Genomic DNA, 26812 nt, shown 5'->3' on the forward strand with positions numbered 1-26812 from the left:
GCGTATACAGGAAAAAGGTGACATGAGCGGAAAAAAGAGTACGGTTGTGTTTGCTAAAAGGGGTGGAAAACCTTTTCCTCGTCCTGGTCGTATTTTTGCAGGACCTTTGCCAAAATGTTTTGTTTATATTTTTGCTTCTCTTATTTTGCAATGGGCTTATGGTTTAGGGGCTAATATTGTTCAGTCTAACATTGTCCATCTTACGGGTGATTTTCACGCAACTTTAACCGAGACAACATGGTTGGTAGCGGCTTATATGGCGCCAAATGTGAGTGTAGCGATTATGTTGATCAAAATCCGCTATCAATTTGGGTTGCGTGCTTTTGCTGAATTATCAATCCTTGGCTTCGTTTTGGTTTGCGTGTTGCAACTCTTTGTTACGGATTTGCGTTCTGCATTGATTATTCGCTTTTTTGCTGGGATTGCTGCTGCGCCTTTGGCTTCGCTTGCGCTGCTTTATATGATGGAGGCTTTTGCTCCAGCAAAGAAGTTTACTATTGGTCTTAGTTTGAATTATATGAATGCGGCTTTAGCGGCGCCTTTATCACGTTTGATTTCTCCTGATTTGCTGGAAAATGGTGGCTTTTCCAGTCTTTCCGCTCTGGAAATGGGGTTGGTTCTCATCAGCTTGGTCTGTATCTATACTTTGCCTCTAACGCCTGTTGTCCGCAGTAAGGTTATTCAAAAGTTAGATTGGATAAGTTATGGTTTGATTGCTCTTGGTCTTGGATTAAATGCCGTGATTATGTCTGTTGGCATATTGTATTGGTGGTATGAAGCACCATGGATTGGTTGGGGGCTTGCACTTGCTATTTTCTCGTTGGCTATTGCTATTATTATTGAGCTTAATAGAGAAAAACCATTGATTGATTTACGTTGGATTTTCAGTAAAGAAATGGTCCAATCTGTTTTTATTTTATTGATCTTTCATGTTTTTTTGTTAGAGCGGTCAAATTTGCCCGTAGGTTTTTTTAATCTTTTTGGTTTGCTTAATCGTGAGATGGCGCCCATGTATCTTGCGGTGACATTGGGTATTCTGTTAGGGGGGGCTGTTTGTGTCTTTTTTTTACGGGCGGGGCGTGAAGATTATTTTTATTTGTTATCTTTAGGTTGTTTGGCGCTGGGAGCTTATTTAGACAGTCGTGTAAACTATTTAACACGTCCGAAAGATATGATGTTGAGCCAAGGGTTGGTGAGTTTTAGTTATGCACTTTTTTTGCCTCCTGCTCTTTTCAAAGGGTTTGTGATCGCTGGTGAGCGAGGACCGCGTTATGTTTTGAGTTTTATTGCGGTTTTTTTGCTAACGCAAGTGACAGGGGGATTGATGGGATCGGCTTTTTTTGGCAGCCTACAGTTTTATTTTGCCCATAAAAACTTTGAGTCCTTAACACAAAATATTGTTGTGACTGATCCGCTTATTTCTGGTGAGATGAATACTTTGTTTTCGCCTTCTTATGCTACTTCTGTCCCTCATGGCTTAGGGAGTGAACAGGGAACTTCTCTGTTGATAGAAAAATTTAAGTTAACAGCAAATATTTTTGCTTATGATGACGTTTTTCGGCTTTATTTTTATATTTCAATGGTTGTATTCATTATCTTTCTTGTCACAATAGTTGTTAAGTCATGCTCTTTGCGGGCGTTAGAAAAGTAGAGTGATGGTATAGAAGAGGGGTGCAAAAAAATGATAAAAGCATTACGGTCAAAAGCTACGATTGTTGCATTCCTGTCAGGTATTACGGGTGTTTTGCTAATTTTGTGGGCTTGGAGACTTCCTCCTTTTGTAAATAACATTCAAATAACGGATAATGCTTCCATTAAGGGCAATGTTACTTTGGTTAGTTCACAGATCTCTGGGGTGATTGCACGGATTTATGTGCAAGATTATCAACGTGTTGAAAAAGGAATGCTGCTTTTTGAGCTTGATGATTCTCTTTTTCGTCAGCAGCTTGCACGGGCACAGGCTGTTCTCGATTCAAAAAATGCAAAACTGGCAAGTATTGAATTGCAAGCTCAGATTTTACAGGGAGAAGTTAATGCTGCAGAAGCGGAATTAGCGCGTTCACGAGCATTCTCTAATGTTGTTTCTGATAGTAAAAAGTTAGGCTTTGGTGATGCGGCAGTTTCTGTTTCTCGCCCTCTTTCACAACTCTTGGCAGCCCTAGAAACAAAACGACAATTGCAAAAACAATTAAATCTTGAAAAACAAAGTTTACAGTCAGAAGTTGCGGGAGCAAAGGTGAGTGTTGAGTTGGCAAAACTTAATCTCGATCACACAAAGATTTTATCTCCTAGAACAGGCTATATTGGATTGGTTGGCGCTAGGGTAGGGCAATATGTTATGCCGGGTACGCAATTGGTCTCTGTTATTTCTGATGACATTTGGATTATTGCTAATTATAAGGAAACGCAACTTTCTCAGATGCGTGTGGGACAACCGGTTGTTTTTTCTGTTGATGCATTGAACAACAAAAAGTTAACGGGGCGTGTGGTTCGTTTTGCTCCAGCGACAGGTTCAGAGTTTTCATTGTTAAAAACAGATACGACAATTGGTAATTTTATCAAAATTGCGCAACGTATTTCAGTACGGATTTCTTTAGATCCTGGGCAGGAGGGAATTGAAAAGCTCATTCCTGGGATGTCTGTGGTTACGTATGTGGATACTTCGCAGCGGGTCGATTCTGGAGGATAAATTTTGGGTTTTTTCAGTTTAATTCTTGTGCCATTTACTTATAGCAAATGGGTATTCACATTGGAAGATTTCGTTTGGTTTTTTATAATACATCTTTTAAAGCTCTTAGGCTTCTTATACTTCTATATCATGATGTCAATTAATGTTCCTTAGAATATTAAAGCGCATGCATCTTTACTCACTTCCATTTCTTTTGAACTAACTCAGTAGCGGGATGGATGAAAACTTATCTTTTGGAGGAAAGTGTAAAGTTAGGGGGAAAGACGTAAATTTTATATTTTGTAAACTATAAAAAATGCCCGCTTTGAGTCGGGCATTAAAAGGGAAGGTTGTTGGTTGTGTTGTTAATTTTTACGGATCAGCAAGAAGCTTACTAAAACGACTCCTGCTGCTAGTGCGAGGGTTTTTTTAGGATTTTCTTTCGCTTTTTTCTTTAATTCTGTAGCATGTTCGTTGAGGTGATAAAGCGCGTGACGGCCTTTTTGTTTCCATGTGTTAAACAGCTCAGAAATGTTTTCAAAGCTATCATTTTGAGAACTCCAATGATTTACGGGGACCAGCTCTCTTTTTAATTGTGCTATACGTTTTTTAATTTTAGCATTTTTGGCGTTGGGTGAAAATAGACACATTTATTGACTCCTTCATGTGTTAAATTGTTGCGTGACAGTTGGAATTGTGTTTGGGGTTTTGCTATAACGGCTTGAAAATTGAAAGGTTGCATTGATAATGCCGCGCGTGGGTGAGATGAGAATTAAGAGTTTGGGTTTAATGAGGAATTTCTTAATGTGCTCGAGTTCATTTCATGATGGTGTTTGTTAAGGATGTGAGGTAAAAAATTTTACAAAATGGTGTAGAATTCATTCTATCATCTTTATTTCATAAAGATGTAAGTCGGTGTCTTCATTTTTTTGTTTGTTTAAAGTGTTGGGATAGCTTTTAGTACTTGAAATAGTTTATAAAGAATTTTTATCTACATGTTCTCTTGCGGCTTTAGGAGAAGTGGTATTGATTGATTCAATTAAGAAGATTTAAAATGAGAAAATCTTACGATATTTGGGTTTTCTATTCAAATTTGTAAAAAATAGATTATTATAAATCAATGTGTTGGATTAATTTGGCGGTGTCTTTCATGCAATTTTTAAAAATTGCGCTTTGATAGGCGTTATCTGTTGTGTTGTAAAACACGTTTTGCGATGACGTGGATGTACGGTATCGGCATGCAACTTAAAAATACAGTATTGTCTCTGTTTGGTTTCGGTTTCTTTTTGAATCACCCAAGTGTAGAAGTATAAACTTGAACAGAAGTAGTAAAACTTATCCGGTGCGTCTATAGGATGAATCGCACCTATGAGTTGAATTGCATCAGTGGTTAGTAGGTGGAACCTTTTGAGAGTAATCTGTTAAGATTGGGGGGCGGTGTAATTTTCGTCCTTTGAAGCGCGGAGGAAGTCAATGTAAATGATGATTGATAGCGCAGGTTTTAAAAATTTGAGGACTTGATGAGTACGACCTATTTTTTATCTAAACCACTTGAGCGTCGTCGGTCTATTGGTGTTGCTGTTGGTGATGTGATCGTTGGGGGGCAGAGCCCGATAGTTGTACAGTCAATGACCAATACGGATACGGCTGATGTTGATGAAACTGTTGCTCAAGTGGCTGCTCTTTGGCAAGCTGGTTCACAATTGGTTCGGATTACTGTTGATCGTGATGAAGCGGCGGCAGCTGTACCAAAAATACGGGAGCGATTGGAGAGGTTAGGATTTTTTGTACCATTGGTTGGGGATTTTCATTATATTGGACACAAGCTTTTATCTGAGCATCCTGCGTGTGCTGAGGCGCTTGCAAAATATCGCATCAATCCTGGAAATGTTGGTTTTGGCGCAAAAAAAGATCGTCAATTTGCAGAAATTATTGAGATTGCTTGTCGGTATCATAAACCTATTCGCATTGGCGTGAATTGGGGCTCTCTTGATAATGCGTTGTTAACACGGCTTATGAATGAAAATGCACAGCAAGAAAATCCTTTATCGGTTGCTGAAGTGATGCGGGAAACTGTTGTGCAGTCTGCTCTGCAATCGGCTCTTTGGGCTGAAGAGATGGGATTGGGACGTGATAAAATTATTCTTTCTGCTAAAGTGAGTGATGTTCAAGATCTTATTGCTGTCTATACCACCTTGGCGGCACGTTGTGATTATGCTCTTCATTTGGGATTAACGGAAGCTGGGATGGGAACAAAGGGCGTTGTTGCTTCTTCGGTGGCTTTGGGTATTTTATTACAGCAAGGTGTTGGCGATACGATACGAATTTCCTTAACACCAAAACCTGGTGGTGATCGGACACGAGAAGTAAAGGTGGGGCAAGAACTTTTGCAAGTGATGGGTTTTCGGCAATTTTTGCCCGTGGTTGCGGCTTGTCCTGGTTGTGGGCGCACAACCTCAACGGTCTTTCAACAATTGGCGCAAAAAATTGAAGCAGATTTATACAAAAATATGCCTATTTGGCGTGAAAAATACCCTGGCGTTGAAAGTTTGAAGGTTGCCGTGATGGGATGTATCGTCAATGGACCGGGGGAGTCAAAACATGCGGATATTGGAATCTCTTTGCCTGGAGTGGGGGAAAGTCCTGCGGCACCTGTTTTTATTGAGGGACAAAAGGTAAAAACTTTGCGGGGTGATCACATTGCTGAAGAATTTGAAGCGCTTTTGAGTGATTATATTCATACACGCTTTGGACAGGGTTGAAATAAATTCTTGGAGTGCATTTTTTCTTCATTAAAGGCTGTGTTTTTGCTTGTAAATCAATATCAGTCTTCATTGTGGTTGCATGTTGAGAACAAGATGATTATTCATAAATTGAGGCGCTTCTTCATTGGTTTCAAGCATTTCTCCTTGATAATACTGTTTTCAAACAGATCCAATAGCAAACTAAACGTGACATTATTTCCAGAAATTTTCAGGATATCAAATTGATAGGATTGGAGATCCGCATAGCGGCTATTGCCATATTTGTCATAAAATTTAAGCTTTTATCTTTATATAAAAGGATGTATTGACACCTTTCGTGGCGTTATTGGGGAATAGATGACAAATATATTAGCGTTTGGATTTTTGTTTAACGGTATAAGAATTTTAACAGGTGCCTTTATTGTATTTTATATGCTTGAAAAAGGGCTAACTCTTATTGATATCGGGATCATTAAGTCGTTTCAGGCTTTTATTATGATGGTTACAGACATTCCTCTGGGATATTTTGCCGATAGAAAAAGTTATAAAATATCGATCGTTTTGGCAGCGGCTTTTGCTGCTACATGGCTATGTCTCATGGGATTTTCTACAAGCTTTTATGGTTTTCTTTTGGCAGAATCTTTTAATGCCTTATCGCTGACATTGATTGCTGGGGCTTATAATGCTTTACTTGTTCAATATGCAAAAGCAAAAGTGACATCGACTAAAAAAGTGCTTGGTTCCAGCTCTCAATATAATTACATCGGCATGTTTATATTCAGTTTAATTGGCGCATATTTTGCTGATTATTCTAGCCAATATATATGGTATATCGCGGCGTTTTTAATGTTGATGACAACACTATTTGGTTTGTTTTTTCTTGATGACCTGAAGGGAGAGAAAAAAACAAATAAAGCGAATTCTCTCATTTATGATGCTAAAGAGATGTTGTCTATTTTTATTAAAGTTCCTTATATCTCTTTATGCTTTTATTTTTCACTGATCTTTTTCAATATATTCTCGCAGTATTGGCAGTGGATATTTAAAGATCATAATATTAATGTCACTTATTTTGATCTTGGTGTGACATTTTCACTGATATTGCTCTCTCAGCTCTTGGCTAGTTTTCTCTTTACAAAACTAAGTGAAAGGGTGAATTTTGTTTTATTGCTGTTTCTTTTGGTTTCACTGATTTTTACAGTGGTTTTCTTTGAGCCGAAAAAAGAAATTGCTGTTATTTTAGTCTGTATGATTTTTTACTTAATTAAGTATACATATCTGCGTGTAGAAGTTGTTTTGCACGATAGTATTAGTGATCATTTCAGGGCTACATATGAATCTTTCTTGTCAACTGTTGGGAGATTTAGCTTATTGGTATTTTTTTACATGAGTGCGTATATGGTTGATATATTTGGCTTTTTCTCTCTCGTTTATGTTTTTGGTATCTATTTATTGGTTTATCTGTTGGCAATGTTTTTTTTAGAAGGAGCCCTAAAGAAATCTCAGTGAAAATAGTAACGTATTTCACGTGTGTTTCATGGGGTTTATAGTGGATCAAGGCTTTTATTTATTAAGGCGCATCATTGTTTTTGCATGTTGAATGGGAAAGCAGAATGTTATCCGTTATTCTTATTTCAAATCTATGTATGTTGAAGCAATCAAAGTCATCTGCTTGTACGTTATAAATGGGCGTGGCATCACAATCATTAAAAAAATAAAAATGCTTCTCATGAATATTGCACCAAGAGTTGCTGACAAGATTGGACGCTGATAAAGAAAATGATTGTGCTGGATTATATGCTTATTAAGGAATGGTGATGGAGCAGTTTTCCCATTTTCATTGGTTACTTGCTGGTAACACTTTATCTCATTAGAGCTCATTAAGCAGTCGGACAATTTTAGCCTGTTCAAAAAGGCTTTCCTCATGACCGATTTTATTGTTGATATATCTAACGCGTTTTATTTCTGTTTCCTTTAAAATATGAATGATCTTGTTGAGATAACGGCATCTTTCATTCTCATTTTTGAGTATTTTCTCTTTGGTTGTGGTCTCTGTATTGGTATTGTTGGGATGTACTCGCGTGGATAGTCTAGAGCAGTACAATAAACTTTACGAAGAATAGATAAATGGAAAATAAGAGGCTTTTGAACATTTTCAAAAACAAGAGCAAGCAAGAAACTTCGTATATAGCCGTGGTTATCAGAATATAGCGCTCAAATTTGATATTATATGGCATCATCACAGACTTATTGTTTTATGTGGACGCTTTGTTAATTTATTGCGCGGTGAATTATAATGAGGAGATGTCATGGGCAATGTTTCCTAATGTCATAAGCAGTTTGCGTTATGACTATAATTGGAGAGAAAACAATTTTATTTGGGCATATAATATGTCTATGAACTCTACGGATCCCATGATTGATTATGCGAAAAAATTTCTTAATTCTTCAAGCGGAAATGGCATTAGCTCAATAACACAAGTTATTGACCTTGTGTCTAGTATGGAAGCTTGTCATAATGAAAACACTAAATAAATAGCGGGTTTTTGTATAGAGCTCAATACGATATATGACATGATGAAACCAAGAAAAACTTACAAATGACATTTAATGGGTAATGGGCAAAATTCTCTCGAAGGATATTAAATGGCTATGATACTCTATTGATCGTCACGATATTTTCTTAGCCATGTTGCATGTTTTTTGTTATGTCTTCAAAAGATGGACGCATTTTCCAGCTTTGGCAACAGGCATAGGTTCACTTACAATGATGCTCTTCATCTTAATAAGAAAATTTCACTTAAAGGAGGAAATTTACACTTAGCTTGAAAAAAGTACTTATTATAAATTAAATTGCGCTATTATATTAATAATAAGGCCTTTTTTATCTTTCTGTTTCAATGATCATTCTCTGTTTAATCTTATCAATTCTCTTTTTATGCGATGAATTGAATAAACGAGATAAAGAGCGTGACGAATTAAAGTTCTACAGTGATCGTGATTATTATTAAATTGAAATTATTCCATAGTTTTGTAAAAATGTTTCTACTTTTGAAGGAGCGCGCCGACACTATCATTCACTTTGCTGTCCCCTAATGTTGCTACAGCTCTTGGCTCTTGAGACGATTCATAAGAGGTATTTTTTAATCCGTTCTTTGATGTTTTTCCCCACGCGGCTTTCTCCGTTTGTGAGGTGCAAGCAAATGATTTTGATTGATTCAACATACACAGATTGAAATGAAAAAATCCTACGGTATTCAGAGTTCTAATTCAATATGAATAACGCTGAATTATCATTATAAATAAATTATTTGTAGCTTTTTTGCGAAGAAAAGAGAGATTAGTAATAATACTGCTTTGGTCTTTCGTTCTATTGAAATTGATGACTTTATTTATCCTATTATGCCGTAATACACTGTCATTTGAGGGGAGGTGAAGGTTGTCTGTTTGACACATTAAATATTTTAAAAATTGCATGGTGAATATTCTTAAGTCTTGTTTATCGAGTCTTTAGTTTAAGTGAATCGCATGCGTGGAAAGCTAGAGGAACTTACTCGGTTAAGAATCTAGACTGTTTACAGAGCAGATTGGGTTAAAAAACTTTGTTCTTTGAGGGTGGCATAAAAATCAAAATAGCCATTGTGTTCATTTTTTTCTGATATTTTAAATACGGGCTTCAAAAAAATGATGCTTGAACTAAACAACGAGTACTTTTGTAAAAGTGTTTTTAGAGATCAAGCAATACACGAGTGAATTTACAGAATGTAACCATATTTGATCTTCTATAACAAGATAGCGTGGAAAGGCATAAAAATTACGATTCTCTACTGAGGGCATTTACTTAGGGCATTGTACTTCTTTTATTGTTTTTTACGGGTTTATAAAATGCCTTGTTTGATACTTATCCTGTTTATTTTTTGCCTTATCGTTAGAAGATTAAAGACATGAAGGAGAAAACGAGTTTTCTTCTTTTTGATCGTTTTTATTCGGCTTTAAAGCATCCACGGTAATATCTTTTAAAGCATGGTGATTACGCATTGTTTCACATTTTCTTTCGTTCATTCTTTAAAGGAAGGTATTTTTCATGCAAAATGAAATGCCCAGAATGCACTTGTGTTATAAATTCACGCGGCTTATTTTAATGAAATCCCTCTCAAGATTTGTCGCACCCATTTCATGATAAGAACTATAATGGAGATTAATGGTAACGTTTCTTTGAAAAGTCTATTATGCATTCAACAAAGGTGATGGTTTACACTATGTGCAATGGAGCGGATGGAGTTTAATTTTTGCGTATTGCGCTAAAGTGTGCTGCTTGTTGGAGGGGGAGTGCTTTAGCGCCAAAAGGATGTAAGAATGCTTCTGCTTTACTGATGAGTGTATCACGCTTTTTTTGGGTTTCTTCAATGCCATAAAGATGAACAAAAGTTGCTTTTTGTGCCGTTTCATCTTTCCCAGCAGTTTTTCCTAGGGTTTGCGTGTTGGCGGTGACATCAAGAAGGTCATCGGTTAATTGAAAGGCTAAACCAAGATAGGTACCAAAATCAGTAAGCTTTTCGGTTAATTCTTTAGATGCATTGCCAATGATGGCGCCTGCTTGGCAAGCAAAGCTTATCAAGGCTGCTGTTTTCATGTGTTGTAGAGTGATGATGTCACTACTTCCTTGCGGTTTTTTTTCAGCTGCAAGATCCAGCATTTGTCCACCTAACATACCGCCAAGTCCTGCCGATTGTGCAAGAGACGTGATCAGTTTGATTCTAATGTCTGTAGATAAAGTACTGGCTTTATGGGCAATGATTTCAAAGGCAAATGTTAAGAGAGCATTGCCTGCTAGAATTGCTGTTGCTTCGTCAAATGCTATATGGACGGTGGGTTTTCCACGCCGGAGTATATCGTTATCCATAGCGGGAAGATCATCATGAATGAGCGAATAACAATGGATACATTCTAAGGCACATGCAACATCAAGAGAATGTTCTACAGGGATATCAAAAAGTGCAGCGCTTTGAATCACAAGAAAAGGACGCAGGCGTTTTCCACCGTTCAGCACGCCATAGCGCATGGCTTTGATTAAGTTTTTAGGGCGTGAAATTTCACCATTTTGGATTTGATCACTTAACAGGGTATCAAGCCGCTTTTCAACGGTGTGTCCATGTTTTGCAAGAAGGGTAGTAAATTCGTGCATTCTTGCTTCCTTTGTTTTTACAAAAATGAAATTACGAAGTTTTAAAGAGAAATGTTGTCGCTTTTTCTTGTTTTCATAAATTGGCGTCGTTTTTTATTAAAAATCAATTTCTCTTTTTATCCGTATCTCTATTGTATGTGCAAATCCCTTTTTAAGCCAAATAAAAATTGAATGAAGGTCTTATGAGAATGCTTTCATTGGCGTATAAAATTTTCAAATTTTGCGGTGTTTTTGATATTCATTTGATCATTTTGACATCATTTTTGATAAAAAGAAGGTCATTTTTGGTAAGAGGAGGAGCATTTTGACATTGCCTCTTCTTGTTTATCAGTGTATAACATCTTAAAATTTTATGGTGTTTTTAAATGAAGCATTGTCATTTTTGACATTGCTTTTTCTGTTTTAATGGATTTGGAGTGTCTTTTTATGGCTGTACCTAAACGAAAAACCTCTCCAGCGAAGAGGGGCATGCGCCGTTCGGCTGATGCTCTGAAGGCGCCGACTTATATCGAAGATAAAAATTCTGGTGAATTACGTCGTCCTCATCACATTGATTTGAAAACGGGAATGTATCGCGGGCGTTCCGTTTTAGTGGTTAAAACTTTAGCGTTTTATCTCTTTTCCAGTAGTAAACTTCTTTTGATTCATGAGTGAATGCACGTTTGTGGCGTGCATTTTCGCTTTAAGGTGGATGTTGAGGTCTCCTTGTGTCGCCCTTATCACATTGATTTGAAAACGGGAATGTATCGCGGGCGTTCCGTTTTAGTGGTTAAAACTTTAGCGTTTTATCTCTTTTCCAGTAGTAAACTTCTTTTGATTCATGAGTGAATGCACGTTTGGAGCGTGTATTTTCGCTTTTTCTTGAGAACATGTGTAAGGCTTGGCCATAGAAAAATGATTCTATTGTGGGAGATGATTTTTTTGTTTTTTTGAGAGGCTATAAAGGATTGCTTGTGTCAGTGTCTTTTATGATGATTTCGTTAAGAGCTGGGGTATTGATATAAGTTAGGTCAGGAATGGAATCATTTTGTATCGCACTTAATTTTTATTGACTGTAGAGGGAATCCTATTAAACCGTAAAATATCGTCGTTTAAGGTGGTTGACCCATGTAAGGCTTTAAGCATACCGGTGTTTTTTATGAGAATATTTAAGGCAATGGTTTGTCTATAGGCTTATATTGTGACATGTGATTCCCCATAAAAAAATAGAGATTTACATCACATTGATTTATAAAGATCATTCGTTTTTTTTGCGTCTTGAATGAAAGATCTATCGTAGGATTTTCTCATTTCAAATTTCGCTCATGTTGAATCAATGGCAATCACTTGCTTTTCGGTCATAAGTGGGGCTGGTATGTGGGTAAAAACTCTATAAGAAAGGACAAAATGTCTATAATGAATACTTTCAAATGTAAGGATTTTTGTAATATTGGGGGTTAGTGTATGCTGATACCAGGGTGTTTTCTTATAAGCAGAAAAGAGAAAACCGTTACAAGACAGAAGGTGTACACATTCAATAATCTTTAGTGCTTTTGATGATAAAGGCACATGAGACTTTTCTATGAATATCACGCTTTCTTTTTATATTTTTGAACTAAGAATTGTCCATATATTTTTTCTTATTTTTGTGAATATAAGGGATTTGTTACGAACAGCTTGTAAAAATAAGTAAACTTAGAACCAGATGTTTTATGTATGGGGTTGAGCGAGGTATTTTATCAAAGCCGGTATGACTCTCCAGTTCATCGCTGGTTTATGAATGGTTTTATGGTGTTGCTTACCTAAGTTTGTGATTTTTTTGTTATCTGTTCATCAATATCTAATCTTTAGCGGTCTGTTTAAAACAGAGGTTAAGACTTTTAAGAGTTCTATGAATCGTTTTAGATTTTGTATGTCCGATTGGAGTAAGAATATTGCGTATATCTCGTAATCTCTGAAATGAGAATATAACCTCATTTTGGAAAAATATGAAGTTGCAAGGGGCAATATCAACGCTCATTTGTATTGTTATTTTTTTAAGTTAGCTTTACAAACTTTCAAAAGTATTTGGAATGCCTGTTACAGAATGGAGATAATGGTTTATTTCATGCTTTTGTTTATCGCGTTCTTTAATGGGGAATGCTTCTCATGCAAAATAGAGCGCCCAAGACAAAATATGCTTATGTTGTACTGTCACGCGTTTTTTTTAAAAGAAATATTTGTTGCATCCATTTTATGACGGCGTTTTTGAATGTTATAATGGTTTTGTAGAAGGGTAAATGGTAAAGTTTCGGTGCAGTGTATAAACGGCACTATGATCTTTACGCTTAATGAAAAAGCAAGCCCGCATCCTTACACATCTTGCCAGATTCCAATGTTGGTATATCCTTTGGTGCTTGAGACGGTTCTACTAGCTCTTTTTGTACAGTTTTTACTCACAGATCAGCTCCGCTTGCGACCGAAAAGCAAGTGATTTTGATTGATTCAACATGAGAGAAATTTGAAATGAGAAATCTTACGATACTCAAGATTCTAATTTAATATGAATAATGCTAGATTATGATGATTAATCAATTTGTTATCTATGAAGCAAGCAAATAGGGAGAAGGAATTTGTCGAAAAGTTAGATTGTTTATAGGTTGGCGCAGGTTAAGAAACTTTGTCCTTAAGGGCAGAGAGGATGTTAAAAAAATAAAACCAGCAAAAGCTGGTTTTATCAAAATATCTCATTATGATGAAAGAGTGTGTTATGCAGCGTAGACAGCTTTACTGCTTTCATCTGTTTCTTCTCTCTCAGTTTTAAATTCGCGTTTCGGTTTGTTGGAGAGATGCATCTCTATGAGATTGATAGCTTCTGTTTCAGAAAGACTATTAATAACCGCAATTTCGCGGGCCATTCTTTCAAGAGCAGCTGTATAAAGTTGGCGCTCAGAGTAAGATTGTTCAGGCTGTAGATTAGAGCGGAAAAGATCACGGACCACTTCGGCGATACAAATAAGATCTCCTGAGTTGATTTTAGCATCATATTCTTGCGCACGACGTGACCACATGGTTCGTTTAACGCGTGCTTTTCCACGTAAAACTTTTAAGGCGCGGTCGACAGAATCACTAGCAGATAATTTACGCATTCCAACGGAAAGGGCTTTTGCAATGGGGACTTTGACATCCATCTTATCTTTCGCGAAATGAATGACAAAAAGTTTTAATTTATGTCCTGCAACTTCTTGATCTTCAATCGCTATAATTTGTCCTACTCCATGCGTAGGGTAGACTATATATTCAGAGGTTGCAAATTCTTTGGTCTTGGAAGACGTTCCATGTTGGGATGCCATAATTTTAGTTTACTCCCTTATGATCAACAAATGTATCGGAAAACAGGTTATAAACCTGAGGGTTGAGTTTTCTTTAACCAAGTATATTGTACCAATTAAGCGAGCATAAAAGCCGAGTACTTTTAAATCCAAAAAAAATACATCGCTTTACTATAAAAAGCAAAGAAAAATACTTAGAAAGATGATCATGTTAAAATAACATTAACATCAAACTTCCAAAGAATCAATCATTTCGCTTAAGGATTTTTTTATTTTTACAAGAGAAGTCTTTCAATTGTTGGAGGAGGAGGGTGTACACTGTATCATTACTCTTCGCCGCTTCCTGGATTTTCTGAAAAATACTTTTCTAATTTATTTGGAACGCCATCCATTTCTTTTGCTTGAGGAAGAGGATCTTTTTGGGTGGTTAGATTAGGCCATTTGTCTGCATAATGAAGATTAAGTTCTAACCACTTTTCTAATCCTGGTTCTGTATCAGGTAAAATCGCTTCTGCTGGGCATTCTGGCACACAAACACCACAATCGATGCATTCGTCTGGGTGGATAACAAGCATGTTTTCCCCTTCATAAAAACAATCAACAGGGCAGACTTCAACGCAATCCGTATATTTGCAGTGAATGCAGTTGTCGGTTACTACGTGGGTCAAGATCAAACTCCATTTGTTATTTTAATTCTCTTTAGAGGAAAGTGTGTGCGTGTTTTTATGATTGGTGAGTTGATCGCGTAGTATAGCTAGTTTTGCAAAAGGTGAATCAGGATTAAGGCGCTTTTCTTTTTGAAAAGGCTTATGATTTGCATGTTTGCCTTGGGATTTGTGGAACTTATGAGAGCGTTTTGTTTGTGATAGCGCTTCTTGAGGGGAATTTTCATTTGTGTGTTCCCCTTTTTTTACAGCGCTCTTCGATTTATTTTGCCACTTATTTCCTAATTTATCACGTTTTTTTTGCGCGTGGTGATGAAATTGATGTCTATAATGCCATAGTAAAATAACTTTATCTTCTTCTGTAGGGAGAGGGGTTTTGGCAAAATTCCCAACAGGTTCAGCCGCCGGTAAACGATTGGTTTTATGGGGATGTTTTTCAATACCAGAGGATAAAGTATTTGGGTATGAGGTATTTTTTTCTTCTTGTGTTGTTTCTGAATCGCTTATTGTTTTCCATTGACTGCCAACGCATTCTGCTGCGGGAACATCTTGCATTGTCTCATTGATAGGGGAAGAGGCTTGGTGTGCAAGGAGATTTTGTTCAAAAACAGTATTGCTTATGCTGTACGATTGATAACCAAGTCCTTTGAGGATTTCTTCCATATCGTTTCCATTAGCCCCAAGAATGGACATCATAGCTGGTGTAACAAAAAAACTTTTGCCATCATAGGCGCCATCGGGTTTGGGATCACTTCCTTGTTTCCAATGCAGTGCGGGGCGGATGAGATTGGCGAGACGTTCTAAAATATCAATCCGTACAGCACGTTGTCCTAAGATTCGGTAGCCGGCTAATTGATAAAATTGGCGGTTATAGGTAGGGTCAACAATCAAAGAGGTTCGACCAGCAGATAATGCTGACAAAATTTCACCCAAACCAGCTTGATCTTGTCCCGCATTTTGAAGATTCCACAGGAGAGTAATGGCTTGAACCGGAGCAGGTTTAAGCATTCCGGCAACATAGATGTGAAAAGCGCCAAAACGCACACCTAGACGCCGAAGCACGGCACGTGATTCTTGCGCAAGTTCTTTGACAATGTCTAAGACTTCGCGGCGTGGTAAAATCCCTAAAGAGTTAAAAAGTTGTAAAGCAAGATTGTTTGTCGAATCCGTTAAATTATCAGCATTACGCAAATCAAATAGAGGTTTTAAAGTCGTTTCAAAATGAAAGGTGACAAAGCGTTCTAATCGTTTCACAACGTTATCGCGAGATTCTCCTGTGAGTTGTTCATCTGCTAAAACAATCAGTTTTGGTTTGAAAAAATCTTCTGTTGCTACAAGCTGTCCTACGGGCTGACCAATCCAGCGCACAATTCCATCAGAACCGAGGGTAAAATCTCCATTTGCACAAGCACAAAAACGTGTTGCACGTTTGGAAAAAGCAAGAATCAAATTTTCATTCTCTGTTGAAATTTGCTTCTCAGCTATTTGATCGGTACTGTTTTTGTTGGCATAAAAACGAAAACCTTCAAATTTACCCCTTCCGTGTTTTTCAATGAGAATATCATCTTGAAGAATTTCATCCTGTTGAACAATCTTGCTATCCATGATCATTTTCTTTCTCAGTGCGAAATTGGTCAAAAGCTTTTTGCGACAATTTCATAATGCTTCTTTTTCTTTAACATGTTTGTTGCGTTTGCTTCAATCACTCTTGTCGTTTTTTGCTGTTTCTTTTTGCGCCTTTAAAACTTGGATGATTCTTTTTTTATTCAGTTTTCATTCAGTTTGGATGCTTTATATTTGCAAATTACACTTATTAGTTGTATTGTAAAGATGAAAGCATAAATAAATTCTTCAATTTAAAAGGAAACAGAACCGGTTATTAATAAACAGCTTTTGTTTTACATGATCATTTTATTTTTTTTGCTGTTTTGTCATGAAAAGCGAAGAGAAAGTTTTTTCAAATATTTCATAGGCTAAAAGGCATATTGTAAAGGCATTTTGCAGGTGAAATTGTGTCTTATGACAAGAAATTTTACCATGACAGTAAAAAAAAACAATTGCGATTATAAAAATACACGTTAAAGTAGTGGATACAGAAGTTAACAACCTTTGCGTTCTTTTTAAGCAAAGAACAATGATGTCGTTGCCAAATCAATTTTGATAATTTTAATCGCAAGGGGTTATTATGGGTAATCTTTCAAATGCTGTTTATAAAAGCAGCAAAAATTATAGCGATGCAGACAAAAGCTTAGGACGTAATATGATGCGTTCTGCTATGCAAGCGCCTTATCTTGAACGACAAAAAGAGCATGATTTGGCTCTGCGGTGGAAAGACAAACGTGATGATGATGCCATGCATCAAATTGCAGCAGCTCATATGCGTTTAGTGATTGCTATTGCTAACCGTTTTAAACGTTTCAAAATGCCATTGGGGGATTTGGTACAAGAAGGGTATGTGGGACTATTGGAAGCAGCTGCACGTTTTGAACCTGATCGGGAAGTGCGTTTTTCAACGTATGCAACGTGGTGGATACGCGCTTCTATTCAAGATTATATTTTGCGAAATTGGTCAATCGTTCGAGGGGGAACTAGTTCTTCGCAAAAAGCACTTTTCTTTAATCTTCGGCGTTTGCGTGCAAAGCTGATACAAGATGATAGTGCTTTGTCAAAACAGGATATTTTTCGCACAATCGCTGAAAAGCTTGGCGTTTCCGTGCGCGATGTTGAAACGATGGATTTTCGTTTTTCCAGTTCTGATAATTCCTTGAGTGTTTCTGTTTCTGAGAACAGTGATAATCCCATTGCTAAGATGGATGTTTTGGTGGATGATAGTCCTCTTCCTGATGCTTTAATTGAGCAAGTAATTGATGGTCAACGGCGTACACAATGGCTTTACGACGCGTTACAAATTCTCAATGAACGGGAGTTGGAAATTATTCGCTTTCGTCGCTTAAATGAAGAGGGTGCAACTCTCGAAGTTTTGGGTGAAAAGTTAGGAATATCAAAAGAGCGCGTGCGTCAAATTGAAGCTCGGGCTTTGCAGAAATTGCGTTCTGCTCTTCTTACGGTTCATTCAGAAGATGCTTACGATATATAAGCAGTGAAAGGCTTTGTGGGAGGAAGAGAGAGAACGTATAAGTAAGGGGGTATATGAGAGTATGATGAAGTTGGATTTAGAGGATTGCCAGATTTGTCTAGGGATATGCCTCCTTGGGGATGTGTTTGGTGCTATTGATGAACAGAGGAAGATTGGGGGTGATATTAGTTCGAGGAAGTATGTATCAAACGGAGTCGTATGAAGGTATGATGAAATTGGTTTTTGAAATGTCCCTCTTCATTTGTGAATATGCTTTAAGGGGGAGGGAGTCATACAGATAGAAAAGAATCAAAACTGTAGCAGATGAGAAAAAAGGCTTATTCTGTAATGATTTTCACTTTTGTACCTGCGGATAAAGTTTGTGTTGGTGAGAGGGCGTTGAGGATGCGAAAGAGTTTTTCTTTATCTGGTGTGTGTTGCATTTTATTGGCTAGGTTTGCAACGTTTTCTCCTTGTTTAACGCGGACAACACGGATTTTTAAGGGCTTCAGTTTTTTTAATTGTGAAGATGAAAGAGAATGAAAGCTTTGTAGCGTTTTTTGGGCAACCTCTACAAAATTTTGAGAATTATGTGGGGCGGCTGTCAGAAAACGAAAGATGTGGTTGTTGAATGGAATGACAACTACATCAAATTGCCATTGCTCATTGGTAGCATGGGCTCGTGCTCCAAGTAAACTTTGGCTTTGGAATCCTTGACGCGTAAATTCTTGATGGGGGAGTCCCTGAATTGTGATGGGGCGGATAGATGATTGGTCTAGCCCGATAATCCAGCCGCTTTTCAAATAATCACTCGCAGATATTCCAGCAGGATGCGGAATAGCATCAAAACGAATCGCAATTTTATCTGGTCCACTGGCCCAAACAGTGTGTGCTGAATGTTCTATTGTAAAATTGTTTGGAACAGAGAAAGCTATGCGCAACTGTGGGTGAATAAATTGGTTGCCTCGTACAAAACCTGTATAAAATCCTCCTCCAAAAATCATGCCATCAATGCTTTTGAGAAAAGAATCGCGATCGGTTGTTTTACTATTCCCTTTACTTATTTTACGCGCTTTTTCTATCGCAAGCCGAATGCGTTGAGGGGTGGTTGGGTGAGAGGCTAGAAAATCTAGAGAGGCATTTTGGGTGCCGGAGATATTACGCAAAGCACTATAGGCTTCCATTGTTTGAAGAAAGCGTGGTGAAGCAAATGGATCATATCCTGCTTGTTGGAGCATTTCAAGTGCAAGGGAATCAGCTTCTAGCTCTTGATTGCGGGAAAATTGCGCGAGTTGTTGCTTGTTTTGCGTAGGGTTATGAAGTTTTTTGCCAATAGAAGAAAGAAGATGTGAAGATATGTGATTTGCCATCTTTAATTGGGCTTCTTTTTGCAGGCGTAAAATGCCATGATTGGCTCTAATATGTGCTATCTCATGGGCTAAAATGGCTGCAACTTCTGAAGAATCATTGGCTAATGCCAGCATACCACGAGTGATGTAGATCGCGCCATTGGGGAGCGCAAATGCGTTAATACTTTCTGAGTTTAAAATGGTTACAGAATAGCTTTGATGAGAACTATGGGATGCAACTGTCAGTTTACGGACAATCTTTGCTAAAAGGTGTTCAAGTTTTACATCATAATAAGCGCCGCCATACATTTGCAAAATACGTGGGTGTTGCAGAGCGCTTAATGTGACATAGATATTGTGATTGTTGGTACGTTTGATCGTTTTAGAAGAAGTGGAAGAAAGCCTATCATTTTGAGAGAGGGGCGTATGACAAGCCGAAAGGAGAAACGTTAAACTTATGAAAGTTGCTTTATACAGGCGTGAGCGAAAAAGAAACTTGCGTTGAAAAATGGAGTGCGTTGGATCATGGTGCACATTGTTTCTGCGGAGTAATTTGGCAAATTGCATTTGTATCTTTGTATCGTATGTTTCTTCAAGAGAGTCATCAGGGATAAGGATTCGTTTGGCTATATCACGCTTTTTGTTTATAAAAAATGACTCTCACTGATAAAAGGGTGCGCTATAAAGGAAATTTTGTGAAAGGCAAAGTATGGCATGACAACATTTACGATATTGTTAAATGGAGATGTTTGTATCACTGATCGCTTGCTTAATCAAATTCAAAACAGTCGGGTGATTGCTGCTGATGGTGGTATGCGTCATGCGGCAGCGCTTAATGTGTTGCCTGAGTTGTGGTTAGGCGATTTTGATTCATCGGATGAGAATTTAATACGCGAATATAGTCATGTTCCGCGTGAGATTTTTCCCTCTGATAAAGATATGACAGATAGTGCTCTAGCTTGCGAAAGAGCGCTGCAAAATGGTGCTAAAAAGCTTATTTTGTGCGGTGCTTTGGGAGGTGAAAGAAGTGATCATAGCCTTTCTCATATGACGCAAGCATTGGTGATGGCTGAAAGGGGCATTTCAGTGTTGTTGACAAGCGGTTTGGAAGAAGGCTGGCCGGTTTTGCCAAGACCTTGTTCGTATGATTTGCCTAAGGGATGTTTGTTTAGTATTATCGGTTTTTCTGATTTAAAAGGCTTAACTCTTGCAGGGGTAAAATGGCCAATTTGTGACAAAAATGTGTCATTTGGCTCTTCTTTAACACTTTCTAACCGTATTTGGGGAACCTTTTCTTGCCATTTAGGTTCTGGAAAAGCTATATTGTTAGCGTCTGTGCCTATTCCATAAAGCTCTTCCAATATATTTTGAATAAGGCAGGGGGGGGCCTAGTGATTAAGTGCCGACATAAACGATATATTATGTATTGATCTTGAGAAGGAAAGGTTTTGATATGTTAAAATCAATTTTTAAAGTGGCTGTTGTTTCAGCCATTGGTTTCAGTTCAGTCGCTTGTACCACAAACGATGAACGCGTTGCACGTTACGGCGTAGGAGGAGCAGCAATTGGTGCTTTGGCTGGAACTGCTATTGCTGGAAGTACTCCTGGAGCAGCACTTACCGGTGCAGCATTTGGTGCTTTGGCTGGAACAGTAACAGGTGCGGCTGCAAATCAAAGAAAACAACAAAGACAGGCATCACAATTGTGCACGTATCGTGGTCGTAGAGGGCATGTTTACCAAGCACCTTGTGCACAAAGAGTCCCTGTACGGCAATTGTGTGCTTACCGTGATGCAAGAGGGGTGATGTATAAAGCACCTTGTCCGCACCGCGTTCGTTAATGGCGCCGCCGCTCCTGCGGCTTGACCGCATTTTCTTAAATTTTGGAAAAACGCCTTTGCTCAATCAAGCTTGTTTATCGGTTGAGCAGGGGGCGCGTATCGCGCTGGTTGGCCGTAATGGTTGTGGAAAATCAACCCTATTAAAAATTGCCGCAGGAATATTAGAGCCTCATGGTGGCGAAATTTTTCGCCACCCGCGAGTGACGCTCCGTTATGTCTCACAAAATCCGGATTGTTCAGGATTTGAAGATATTAACGCTTATATGGAAGCGGGGCTGGACGATATATCTGATGTTCAGTGGATCAATACGCTTCGCACAAATTTAGGGTTTTCGGGGGCGGAAAAATTGGAAACGCTTTCGGGAGGCGAAAAGCGGCGTGTTTCATTGTTACAGGCCATTGCTGCAAAACCCGATATTTTGTTCTTAGATGAACCAACCAATCATCTCGATTTACCAACCATTGAATGGCTGGAAGCTGTTTTATCGTCTTTGCGTTCAGCGATTGTGGTGATTTCCCATGATCGGCGATTTTTAGAAAATGTTACGCGGTCAACGGTATGGCTTGATCGTGGCACAACCAAAAGACTGGAAAAGCGTTTTTCAGAATTTGAAAGTTGGCGTGATAAGGCGTTGCAAGAAGAAGCCATTGAGCAGCATAAATTGGGGCGCCAAATTGCCCGTGAAGAACAATGGTTGCGTTATGGCGTGAGTGCACGGCGTAAGCGTAACGTACGGCGTTTAGGCGAATTAAAAAACTTAAGACAGCGTCATCAAACCTATAAAGGGCAGCCTGGAAATGCACTTTTGACAGCAGCGAAAAGTCATGAGTCTGGGCAATTGGTTCTTGAAGCAAAGAAAATTTCAAAATCCTATGGTGATCGCATTATCGTGAAAGATTTTTCTTTGCGTATTCAGCGTGGTGATCGAATCGGGTTGGTAGGACCCAATGGTATCGGAAAGACAACGCTCCTTTCTGCATTAATTGGGCAAGAAGCCGTGGATAGTGGAACGGTGAGGCATGGCTATAACCTTTCTATGGCATTGCTTGATCAGCAACGTATTTTAAATGAAGAAGAGACTTTAGCGCATTATTTAACGGGAGGAAGAGGTGATACTCTTGTGATCAATGGGCTGGAGCGGCATGTAGTTTCTTATATGAAAGACTTTTTATTTTTGCCTGAACAAGCACGCACTCCCCTTAAAGAATTTTCGGGGGGAGAAAGAGCACGCCTCATGCTTGCACGACTTCTTTCACGTCCTGCAAACTTTTTGATACTTGATGAGCCGACCAATGATTTGGATATGGAAACTTTGGATTTGTTGCAAGAATTTATTGCTGATTTTGCGGGAACAGTATTGTTGGTCAGCCATGACAGAGACTTTTTAGATCGTACTGTAACGCATATGTTGGCACCTCAAGGTGATGGTCATTGGGTTTTGTATGCGGGCGGCTATAGTGATATGATGGCGCAAAACCAGCATGCTCTGAGTTTACAACGAAAAAAAACAGAATTATCGCAGCTTAAAGCACCTTCAAAATCTCATGTGGGAGAGCTTTCAAAGCAGGACTCATCAACAGATCATAGCTTGATAGTGCGGGAGAAAAAAACACGAGGTAAATTGTCTTATAAGCAGGTTTATGCATTGGAAAGATTGCCTGAAGAAATTGCTGTTTTGCAAAATGAAATCAAAAAAATTGAACAAGAGCTCTCTGATCCAGCTCTTTATCGCAGTGATAAAGAGCGTTTTGAGCGTTTATCAACAGCGTTGGAAAAAAAGAAAAATACTTGCACACAAAAAGAAGAAGAATGGTTAGAACTTGAAATTTTACGCGAAGAAATGGAAGCGTGTTCACGGTAATGTCTAAAACATTTTAAGAGATTTGTATTCATTATCACGTTTTCTTGGATTTGTTACAAGATCTTATGGCTGATTTTGCGAGAACAGTGTTGTTGATGAGTCATGGCAGAAACTTTTTAGATCGCACTGTAACATATAGCATTTCAAGGTGATGGTCATTGGGATTTGTATGCGGGTGCAGTGATATGATAGCGCAAAACAAGCATGCTCTGAGTTTACAAGGCAAAGAAACAAAACTATCTTTGCCGTGAGTTTTTTCAAAATTTCGTATATAGAAGTACGCTAGTTCCATTGCATACTTTGCCAGTCCCCAATGTTGCTACAGCCCCCTTGGAATTTGAGAGCATTCATAAGAAACATTCCCTTATCTTTACCTTATATCCTAAATGCACCAACCCCGCTTCTGACGGAAAAGCAAATGATCTTCATTGATTCTAACGTGAGAAGTGTTGTGATGGGGAAAGCTTACTGTATTCGACGTTATGATTTAAGTTTAAAAATGATGATTTGTTAGGATAAACCAACGTGTTATTGTAACATTTCGAGGAGGAGAAAATGATGGCAATTAAAACAAAGCGAACAATTTCCACATTGATCGGTTTAGAAGATGCAGCTGAACTGTCTTCCTTATTACCTCCGTAATGCGAATCATCTGCGTCCTTTTGAACCTGTTAGATCTGATGGTTACCACAGCCTAACAGCTTGGGAAACACGAGCTAATGCATTTGCTTGTGAAAGTGCACAAAGACAAGCATACCGATATGCCGTACGATTAAAAAATGAAAAAACAGTCATTGGTGTTGTGAATTTTACAAATGTGGTTCGGGGTGTTTTTCAAGCTTGTCATCTTGGTTTTTCTCTTGATGAAAAACAACAAGGCAAAGGTCTCATGTTTGAGAGTTTATCGGCTCTAATACGGCATATCTTTCATGTTTATCATCTGCATAGAGTGATGGCAAATTATATACCTGAGAACATAAAAAGCGAACGTTTATTAAAGAGCCTTCATTTTGAAAAAGAAGGCTATGCCAAAGACTATTTGATGATTTCTGGAAAATGGAGAGACCACATTCTAACCTCTCGAATCAATGATCTGTATGAGCCCGTTAATAGATTCGAATAAAGTTTTGTTAAAAGTTCTATCAAGGGGCTTTTTATCAAATGTGTAAATATGCCGAATTTCTGCCTATCCTAAAAGACGAAGATCCTTAACCACCTCTTCTTTTGTAAACAGTTCAGACTCTCATTTAGCGGATTTCAACTGCTAACCACTTTATATGTTTCTTTTCGTAGATAATGAATTGATTTATCATCATCATTCATTTTTTCAATTTGAAGGAAGAGAGTCCTCAATATCGTAAGACTTTCTCATTTCAAATCTATAGATGTTTAATCATAAAAATCACCTCTCTTGCACATCACAAACTGGATTGGCGTACAAGTGAGGGTTTGTGTGGATAAAAATGATTGGAGGACAAGGATAAAAATGCTCTGTATAAATCCTTTTAATGTGAGGGCTGTTGCAATATTGTGTATTCTGTGACCGATAGTCTCGTTACAAGTTACACAAACTGCTTATTGTTGGGTGAAATTTTTATACATTCATTTTTTTTTGCATTTTCTTTTCTTAAGAAAATTTCCAATGGTATCAATGATTTTAATTCATACCAAGCGCATTTTTATAAAGCTCAATGATTGCTTCTTCTTCCATTCGTTCATGCTCTTCTTTTTTACGCAACCGTATAATGCTTCGAACAGCTTTACTATCAAAACCAGAGCCTTTAAGTTCAGTGTAAACGTCTTTAATATCATCAGAAATGGTTTTTTTCTCTTCTTCTAGTCGTTCAATACGTTCGATAAAAGAGCGTAATTGGTTTACGGATATAGCGTGTGTTTGATCGGTTACTGTATCGTTCATTGTATTTTTCTCCAAGTTATATATTTTAAGTTGTTTTTCGACGACGAATTTATGTTGAAAAAGCTTGAAAAACAAAAAGTAAATCAAGCTACACTGTTTTTTTACAAATTGACTTTAAATATTTTGTAAAATTTTTAAGATATATGCATTGATAAAAGGGCTATAAAAAGAAAAATATAAAAATATACGTTTTAGACTTGAAAAGCTTTTGAAAAAGAAGTGTGTAATTTGTTTTGAGAATTTGACATCATAGAGGAAGTTTTGTGATTTTAAAAAAACGATATTGGGTGTTTCAAAAAGGATTAAAGGTTTTTCTCTTGAGCATTTTGTTCTTGTTTCCCCTTGTTGTTTTTGCAAAAGCTGACTTTAGGGTTTGTAATACAACCCAACAGTCTGTAGGGGTTGCTCTTGGATATCGTACATTTTCAGGGTGGGTGAGCGAAGGCTGGTGGACGGTACCCGTGACGGAGTGTAAAACCTTAATTGAGGGGCCACTTGCTTCACGGTTTTATTATTTTTATGCGGAAGGGGCACAAAAAAAAGGGAACTGGGCAGGCTCTGTAACCATGTGTGTGCAAGATAGCCAATTTACCATTCAAGGGGTTCATGATTGTTTCCCTCGAGGATATCAAAAGGCTGAATTTAAAGAAATCGATACCGGAAATCAAACCAGTTGGATGGTACAGTTGACGGATGAGTCTTTGTTAAACAATTCTGTTGTCCCTTCTCTTTCAGGAAATGCTCCGCCGTGAAACGTGCACGTAAAGTGAAAATTATAGCGACTCTTGGTCCTTCTTCTTTTTCCAGTGAAATAATTGAGAAGCTTTTTAGGGCAGGAGCAGACGTTTTTCGTCTTAATATGAGCCATACTGACCGTGATATGATGGTTGATTTGGTCAAGTCTATACGAGAAGTTGAAAAAACAGTTCGGCGACCCATTGGTATTTTAGTCGATCTTCAAGGGCCAAAACTGCGTGTGGGTCGTTTTACTAAGGGTCAAGAAGATTTGCGTGTTGGGCAAAGCTTTACGTTAGATAATCGCGATGTGTCAGGTGATGCACAGCGTGTTTTTTTCCCTCATGAGGATGTATTTTCGGCTGTTAAACCAGGGGATCGGTTGTTGATTGATGACGGAAAACTGGAACTGCGTGCGCAAGTTTGCGATGGTCATTCTGTACAGTGTCGCGTGGTTGCTGGAACCCGTATTTCTGATCGAAAGGGTGTCAGTTTTCCCGATACAATTTTGCCTTTTGATTCGATGACGTCAAAAGATAAAGAGGATCTTCAGACTCTTTTACAGCAGCCTGTTGATTGGGTTGCTCTTTCTTTTATTCAACGTCCAGAAGATATTATAGCGGTACGTCGATTGACGAAAAGCAAGGTGTCTTTGATGGCTAAAATCGAAAAGCCTCAAGCCTTGGAGCATATAGAGAAAATTATTGATGTATCCGATGGTATTATGATTGCACGGGGTGATCTTGGAGTGGAAATGCCTTTGGAAAGGGTTCCTGCACTTCAGATGGAGCTCATAAAAGCTTGTCGTTTAGCAGGAAAGCCTGTTGTGGTGGCAACACAAATGCTCGAATCAATGATCTCATCTCCTGTTCCGACACGCGCAGAAGTGTCGGATGTTGCTACAGCAGTTTATGCAGGAACAGATGCGGTGATGTTGTCTGCTGAATCTGCTTCTGGTCGTTATCCTGAAGAAGCCGTGCTTATGATGGATCGAATCGCGCGGCAAATCGAACAAGATCACACTTATGCAGCTCAGGTTGGGGCACAACATCCAGCACCAGAATCAACAGGAACAGATGCGATTTCTCTTGCCGCGCGTCAGATTGCTGAAACACTTGAATTAGCAGCTATTGTTGCCTATACGGCTTCAGGAACAACGGGGGTGCGCGCCTCTCGTGAACGTCCCAATAGACCGATTATTGCTTTATCTCCCATTGTGGAAACAGCACGGCGTTTAGCTTTAGTTTGGGGGCTTCATTGTGTGGTTGCGCAAGATGCACGGAATTTAGAGGATATGGTTGATCGTGCAGCAGCCATTGCATTTCAGGAAGGTTTTTGCAAAGGGGGAGATCGCTTTCTTGTGACAGCTGGTGTTCCCCTTGGAACGCCTGGAGCGACAAATCTCTTGCGTATTGCTTCTGTCTCTCAAGATGGAACGAAAGGGATTTGAGCCGTTTACGCATGGTGTTTTTTCATGCGC

19 protein-coding genes and 1 pseudogene are annotated in these 26812 nt (G+C 38.4%); 13 read left to right on the forward strand and 7 right to left on the reverse strand.

The window, feature by feature from the left end; all coding sequences use genetic code 11:
- Positions 1-22 precede the first annotated feature (22 nt).
- Both ACFIK8_RS01375 and ACFIK8_RS01380 read left to right on the forward strand, forming a co-directional pair.
- Positions 23-1651, forward strand: a complete 1629-nt coding sequence (locus ACFIK8_RS01375; protein ID WP_375635499.1) for an MFS transporter — start codon at positions 23-25, stop codon at positions 1649-1651.
- Positions 1652-1681: 30 nt separating this feature from the next.
- Positions 1682-2689 carry an HlyD family secretion protein gene (locus ACFIK8_RS01380; RefSeq protein ID WP_273787657.1) on the forward strand — a complete coding sequence of 336 codons (1008 nt, stop codon included), beginning with the start codon at positions 1682-1684 and terminating at the stop codon, positions 2687-2689.
- A gap of 344 nt (positions 2690-3033) precedes the next feature.
- On the opposite strand, the gene ACFIK8_RS01385 is transcribed toward ACFIK8_RS01380, so the two are convergent.
- Complete coding sequence (locus ACFIK8_RS01385; RefSeq protein ID WP_375635500.1) at positions 3034-3318, reverse strand: hypothetical protein; 285 nt, start codon at positions 3316-3318, stop codon at positions 3034-3036.
- A gap of 870 nt (positions 3319-4188) precedes the next feature.
- On the opposite strand from ACFIK8_RS01385, the gene ispG reads away from it, so the two are divergent.
- The 3 genes from ispG (at position 4189) to ACFIK8_RS01400 (ending at position 7947) form a co-directional block, all read left to right on the forward strand.
- Positions 4189-5430 (forward strand): flavodoxin-dependent (E)-4-hydroxy-3-methylbut-2-enyl-diphosphate synthase, encoded by a 1242-nt coding sequence (gene ispG / locus ACFIK8_RS01390; protein WP_375668869.1) that lies wholly within the window; start codon positions 4189-4191, stop codon positions 5428-5430.
- 339 nt (positions 5431-5769) lie between these two features.
- The gene (locus ACFIK8_RS01395; RefSeq protein WP_375668870.1) at positions 5770-6921 is read left to right on the forward strand and encodes an MFS transporter; all 1152 of its coding nucleotides are present in this window, start codon (positions 5770-5772) and stop codon (positions 6919-6921) included.
- An 807-nt stretch (positions 6922-7728) separates the two neighbouring features.
- The gene (locus ACFIK8_RS01400; RefSeq protein WP_375668871.1) at positions 7729-7947 is read left to right on the forward strand and encodes a hypothetical protein; all 219 of its coding nucleotides are present in this window, start codon (positions 7729-7731) and stop codon (positions 7945-7947) included.
- Between the two features lie 1747 nt (positions 7948-9694).
- Here the strand turns inward: ACFIK8_RS01400 and ACFIK8_RS01405 are convergent.
- Complete coding sequence (locus tag ACFIK8_RS01405) at positions 9695-10597, reverse strand: polyprenyl synthetase family protein (RefSeq protein WP_375652697.1); 903 nt, start codon at positions 10595-10597, stop codon at positions 9695-9697.
- A gap of 426 nt (positions 10598-11023) precedes the next feature.
- Here ACFIK8_RS01405 and rpmF point away from each other — a divergent pair, with 426 nt between their 5' ends.
- Entirely contained in the window at positions 11024-11251 is a 228-nt protein-coding gene (gene rpmF / locus ACFIK8_RS01410) for a 50S ribosomal protein L32 (protein WP_375644444.1), read from the forward strand.
- A 2072-nt stretch (positions 11252-13323) separates the two neighbouring features.
- Here the strand turns inward: rpmF and ACFIK8_RS01415 are convergent.
- The 3 genes from ACFIK8_RS01415 to ACFIK8_RS01425 all read right to left on the reverse strand — a co-directional run bounded on the left by ACFIK8_RS01415 (position 13324) and on the right by ACFIK8_RS01425 (position 16157).
- Positions 13324-13908 carry a CarD family transcriptional regulator gene (locus ACFIK8_RS01415; protein ID WP_375635507.1) on the reverse strand — a complete coding sequence of 195 codons (585 nt, stop codon included), beginning with the start codon at positions 13906-13908 and terminating at the stop codon, positions 13324-13326.
- A 305-nt stretch (positions 13909-14213) separates the two neighbouring features.
- The gene (fdxA, locus tag ACFIK8_RS01420; RefSeq protein ID WP_375635508.1) at positions 14214-14555 is read right to left on the reverse strand and encodes a ferredoxin FdxA; all 342 of its coding nucleotides are present in this window, start codon (positions 14553-14555) and stop codon (positions 14214-14216) included.
- A gap of 21 nt (positions 14556-14576) precedes the next feature.
- Positions 14577-16157 carry a hypothetical protein gene (locus ACFIK8_RS01425; protein ID WP_375655787.1) on the reverse strand — a complete coding sequence of 527 codons (1581 nt, stop codon included), beginning with the start codon at positions 16155-16157 and terminating at the stop codon, positions 14577-14579.
- 580 nt (positions 16158-16737) lie between these two features.
- On the opposite strand from ACFIK8_RS01425, the gene ACFIK8_RS01430 reads away from it, so the two are divergent.
- On the forward strand, positions 16738-17649 hold the full coding sequence (locus ACFIK8_RS01430; RefSeq protein ID WP_015856975.1) for an RNA polymerase factor sigma-32: 912 nt from the start codon (positions 16738-16740) through the stop codon (positions 17647-17649).
- A 317-nt stretch (positions 17650-17966) separates the two neighbouring features.
- Here ACFIK8_RS01430 and ACFIK8_RS01435 read toward each other — a convergent pair whose 3' ends face one another.
- Positions 17967-19544 carry a M48 family metalloprotease gene (locus tag ACFIK8_RS01435; protein ID WP_375635510.1) on the reverse strand — a complete coding sequence of 526 codons (1578 nt, stop codon included), beginning with the start codon at positions 19542-19544 and terminating at the stop codon, positions 17967-17969.
- Between the two features lie 147 nt (positions 19545-19691).
- On the opposite strand from ACFIK8_RS01435, the gene ACFIK8_RS01440 reads away from it, so the two are divergent.
- The 4 genes and pseudogenes from ACFIK8_RS01440 to rimJ all read left to right on the forward strand — a co-directional run bounded on the left by ACFIK8_RS01440 (position 19692) and on the right by rimJ (position 23802).
- The gene (locus ACFIK8_RS01440) at positions 19692-20327 is read left to right on the forward strand and encodes a thiamine diphosphokinase (RefSeq protein WP_375647356.1); all 636 of its coding nucleotides are present in this window, start codon (positions 19692-19694) and stop codon (positions 20325-20327) included.
- Positions 20328-20430: 103 nt separating this feature from the next.
- A complete protein-coding gene (locus tag ACFIK8_RS01445) occupies positions 20431-20817 on the forward strand; it encodes a hypothetical protein (RefSeq protein WP_015856972.1) in 387 nt (128 codons plus the stop codon).
- Positions 20817-22679, forward strand: a complete 1863-nt coding sequence (locus ACFIK8_RS01450; protein WP_375635657.1) for an ABC-F family ATP-binding cassette domain-containing protein — start codon at positions 20817-20819, stop codon at positions 22677-22679. The genes ACFIK8_RS01445 and ACFIK8_RS01450 overlap by 1 nt, the downstream gene beginning before the upstream one ends.
- Before the next feature lie 558 nt (positions 22680-23237).
- Positions 23238-23802, forward strand: a pseudogene (gene rimJ / locus ACFIK8_RS01455) (ribosomal protein S5-alanine N-acetyltransferase).
- A gap of 534 nt (positions 23803-24336) precedes the next feature.
- On the opposite strand, the gene ACFIK8_RS01460 reads toward rimJ, so the two are convergent.
- Positions 24337-24597, reverse strand: a complete 261-nt coding sequence (locus ACFIK8_RS01460) for a DUF2312 domain-containing protein (RefSeq protein ID WP_005774567.1) — start codon at positions 24595-24597, stop codon at positions 24337-24339.
- A 263-nt stretch (positions 24598-24860) separates the two neighbouring features.
- On the opposite strand from ACFIK8_RS01460, the gene ACFIK8_RS01465 reads away from it, so the two are divergent.
- Both ACFIK8_RS01465 and pyk read left to right on the forward strand, forming a co-directional pair.
- Positions 24861-25349 (forward strand): DUF1036 domain-containing protein, encoded by a 489-nt coding sequence (locus ACFIK8_RS01465; RefSeq protein ID WP_375661520.1) that lies wholly within the window; start codon positions 24861-24863, stop codon positions 25347-25349.
- On the forward strand, positions 25346-26782 hold the full coding sequence (pyk, locus tag ACFIK8_RS01470) for a pyruvate kinase (RefSeq protein WP_375668872.1): 1437 nt from the start codon (positions 25346-25348) through the stop codon (positions 26780-26782). Before ACFIK8_RS01465 ends, pyk begins: the two co-directional genes overlap by 4 nt.
- The last annotated feature ends 30 nt before the right edge of the window (positions 26783-26812 follow it).

Source organism: Bartonella sp. MR168JLCBS (assembly GCF_042194175.1).

Bases quoted from the DNA above. Each gene is read 5' to 3' on its own strand.
- ACFIK8_RS01430 (WP_015856975.1), top strand. From the start codon at position 16,738: ATGGGTAATCTTTCAAATGCTGTTTATAAAAGCAGCAAAAATTATAGC.
- ACFIK8_RS01415 (WP_375635507.1), bottom strand. From the start codon at position 13,908: ATGGCATCCCAACATGGAACGTCTTCCAAGACCAAAGAATTTGCAACC.
- ACFIK8_RS01395 (WP_375668870.1), top strand. From the start codon at position 5,770: ATGACAAATATATTAGCGTTTGGATTTTTGTTTAACGGTATAAGAATT.
- rpmF (WP_375644444.1), top strand. From the start codon at position 11,024: ATGGCTGTACCTAAACGAAAAACCTCTCCAGCGAAGAGGGGCATGCGC.
- ACFIK8_RS01425 (WP_375655787.1), bottom strand. From the start codon at position 16,157: ATGGATAGCAAGATTGTTCAACAGGATGAAATTCTTCAAGATGATATT.
- ACFIK8_RS01440 (WP_375647356.1), top strand. From the start codon at position 19,692: ATGACAACATTTACGATATTGTTAAATGGAGATGTTTGTATCACTGAT.
- ACFIK8_RS01405 (WP_375652697.1), bottom strand. From the start codon at position 10,597: ATGCACGAATTTACTACCCTTCTTGCAAAACATGGACACACCGTTGAA.
- ACFIK8_RS01445 (WP_015856972.1), top strand. From the start codon at position 20,431: ATGTTAAAATCAATTTTTAAAGTGGCTGTTGTTTCAGCCATTGGTTTC.
- ispG (WP_375668869.1), top strand. From the start codon at position 4,189: ATGAGTACGACCTATTTTTTATCTAAACCACTTGAGCGTCGTCGGTCT.
- ACFIK8_RS01380 (WP_273787657.1), top strand. From the start codon at position 1,682: ATGATAAAAGCATTACGGTCAAAAGCTACGATTGTTGCATTCCTGTCA.
- ACFIK8_RS01385 (WP_375635500.1), bottom strand. From the start codon at position 3,318: ATGTGTCTATTTTCACCCAACGCCAAAAATGCTAAAATTAAAAAACGT.
- ACFIK8_RS01400 (WP_375668871.1), top strand. From the start codon at position 7,729: ATGTTTCCTAATGTCATAAGCAGTTTGCGTTATGACTATAATTGGAGA.
- ACFIK8_RS01450 (WP_375635657.1), top strand. From the start codon at position 20,817: ATGGCGCCGCCGCTCCTGCGGCTTGACCGCATTTTCTTAAATTTTGGA.
- ACFIK8_RS01460 (WP_005774567.1), bottom strand. From the start codon at position 24,597: ATGAACGATACAGTAACCGATCAAACACACGCTATATCCGTAAACCAA.
- ACFIK8_RS01375 (WP_375635499.1), top strand. From the start codon at position 23: ATGAGCGGAAAAAAGAGTACGGTTGTGTTTGCTAAAAGGGGTGGAAAA.
- ACFIK8_RS01435 (WP_375635510.1), bottom strand. From the start codon at position 19,544: ATGCAATTTGCCAAATTACTCCGCAGAAACAATGTGCACCATGATCCA.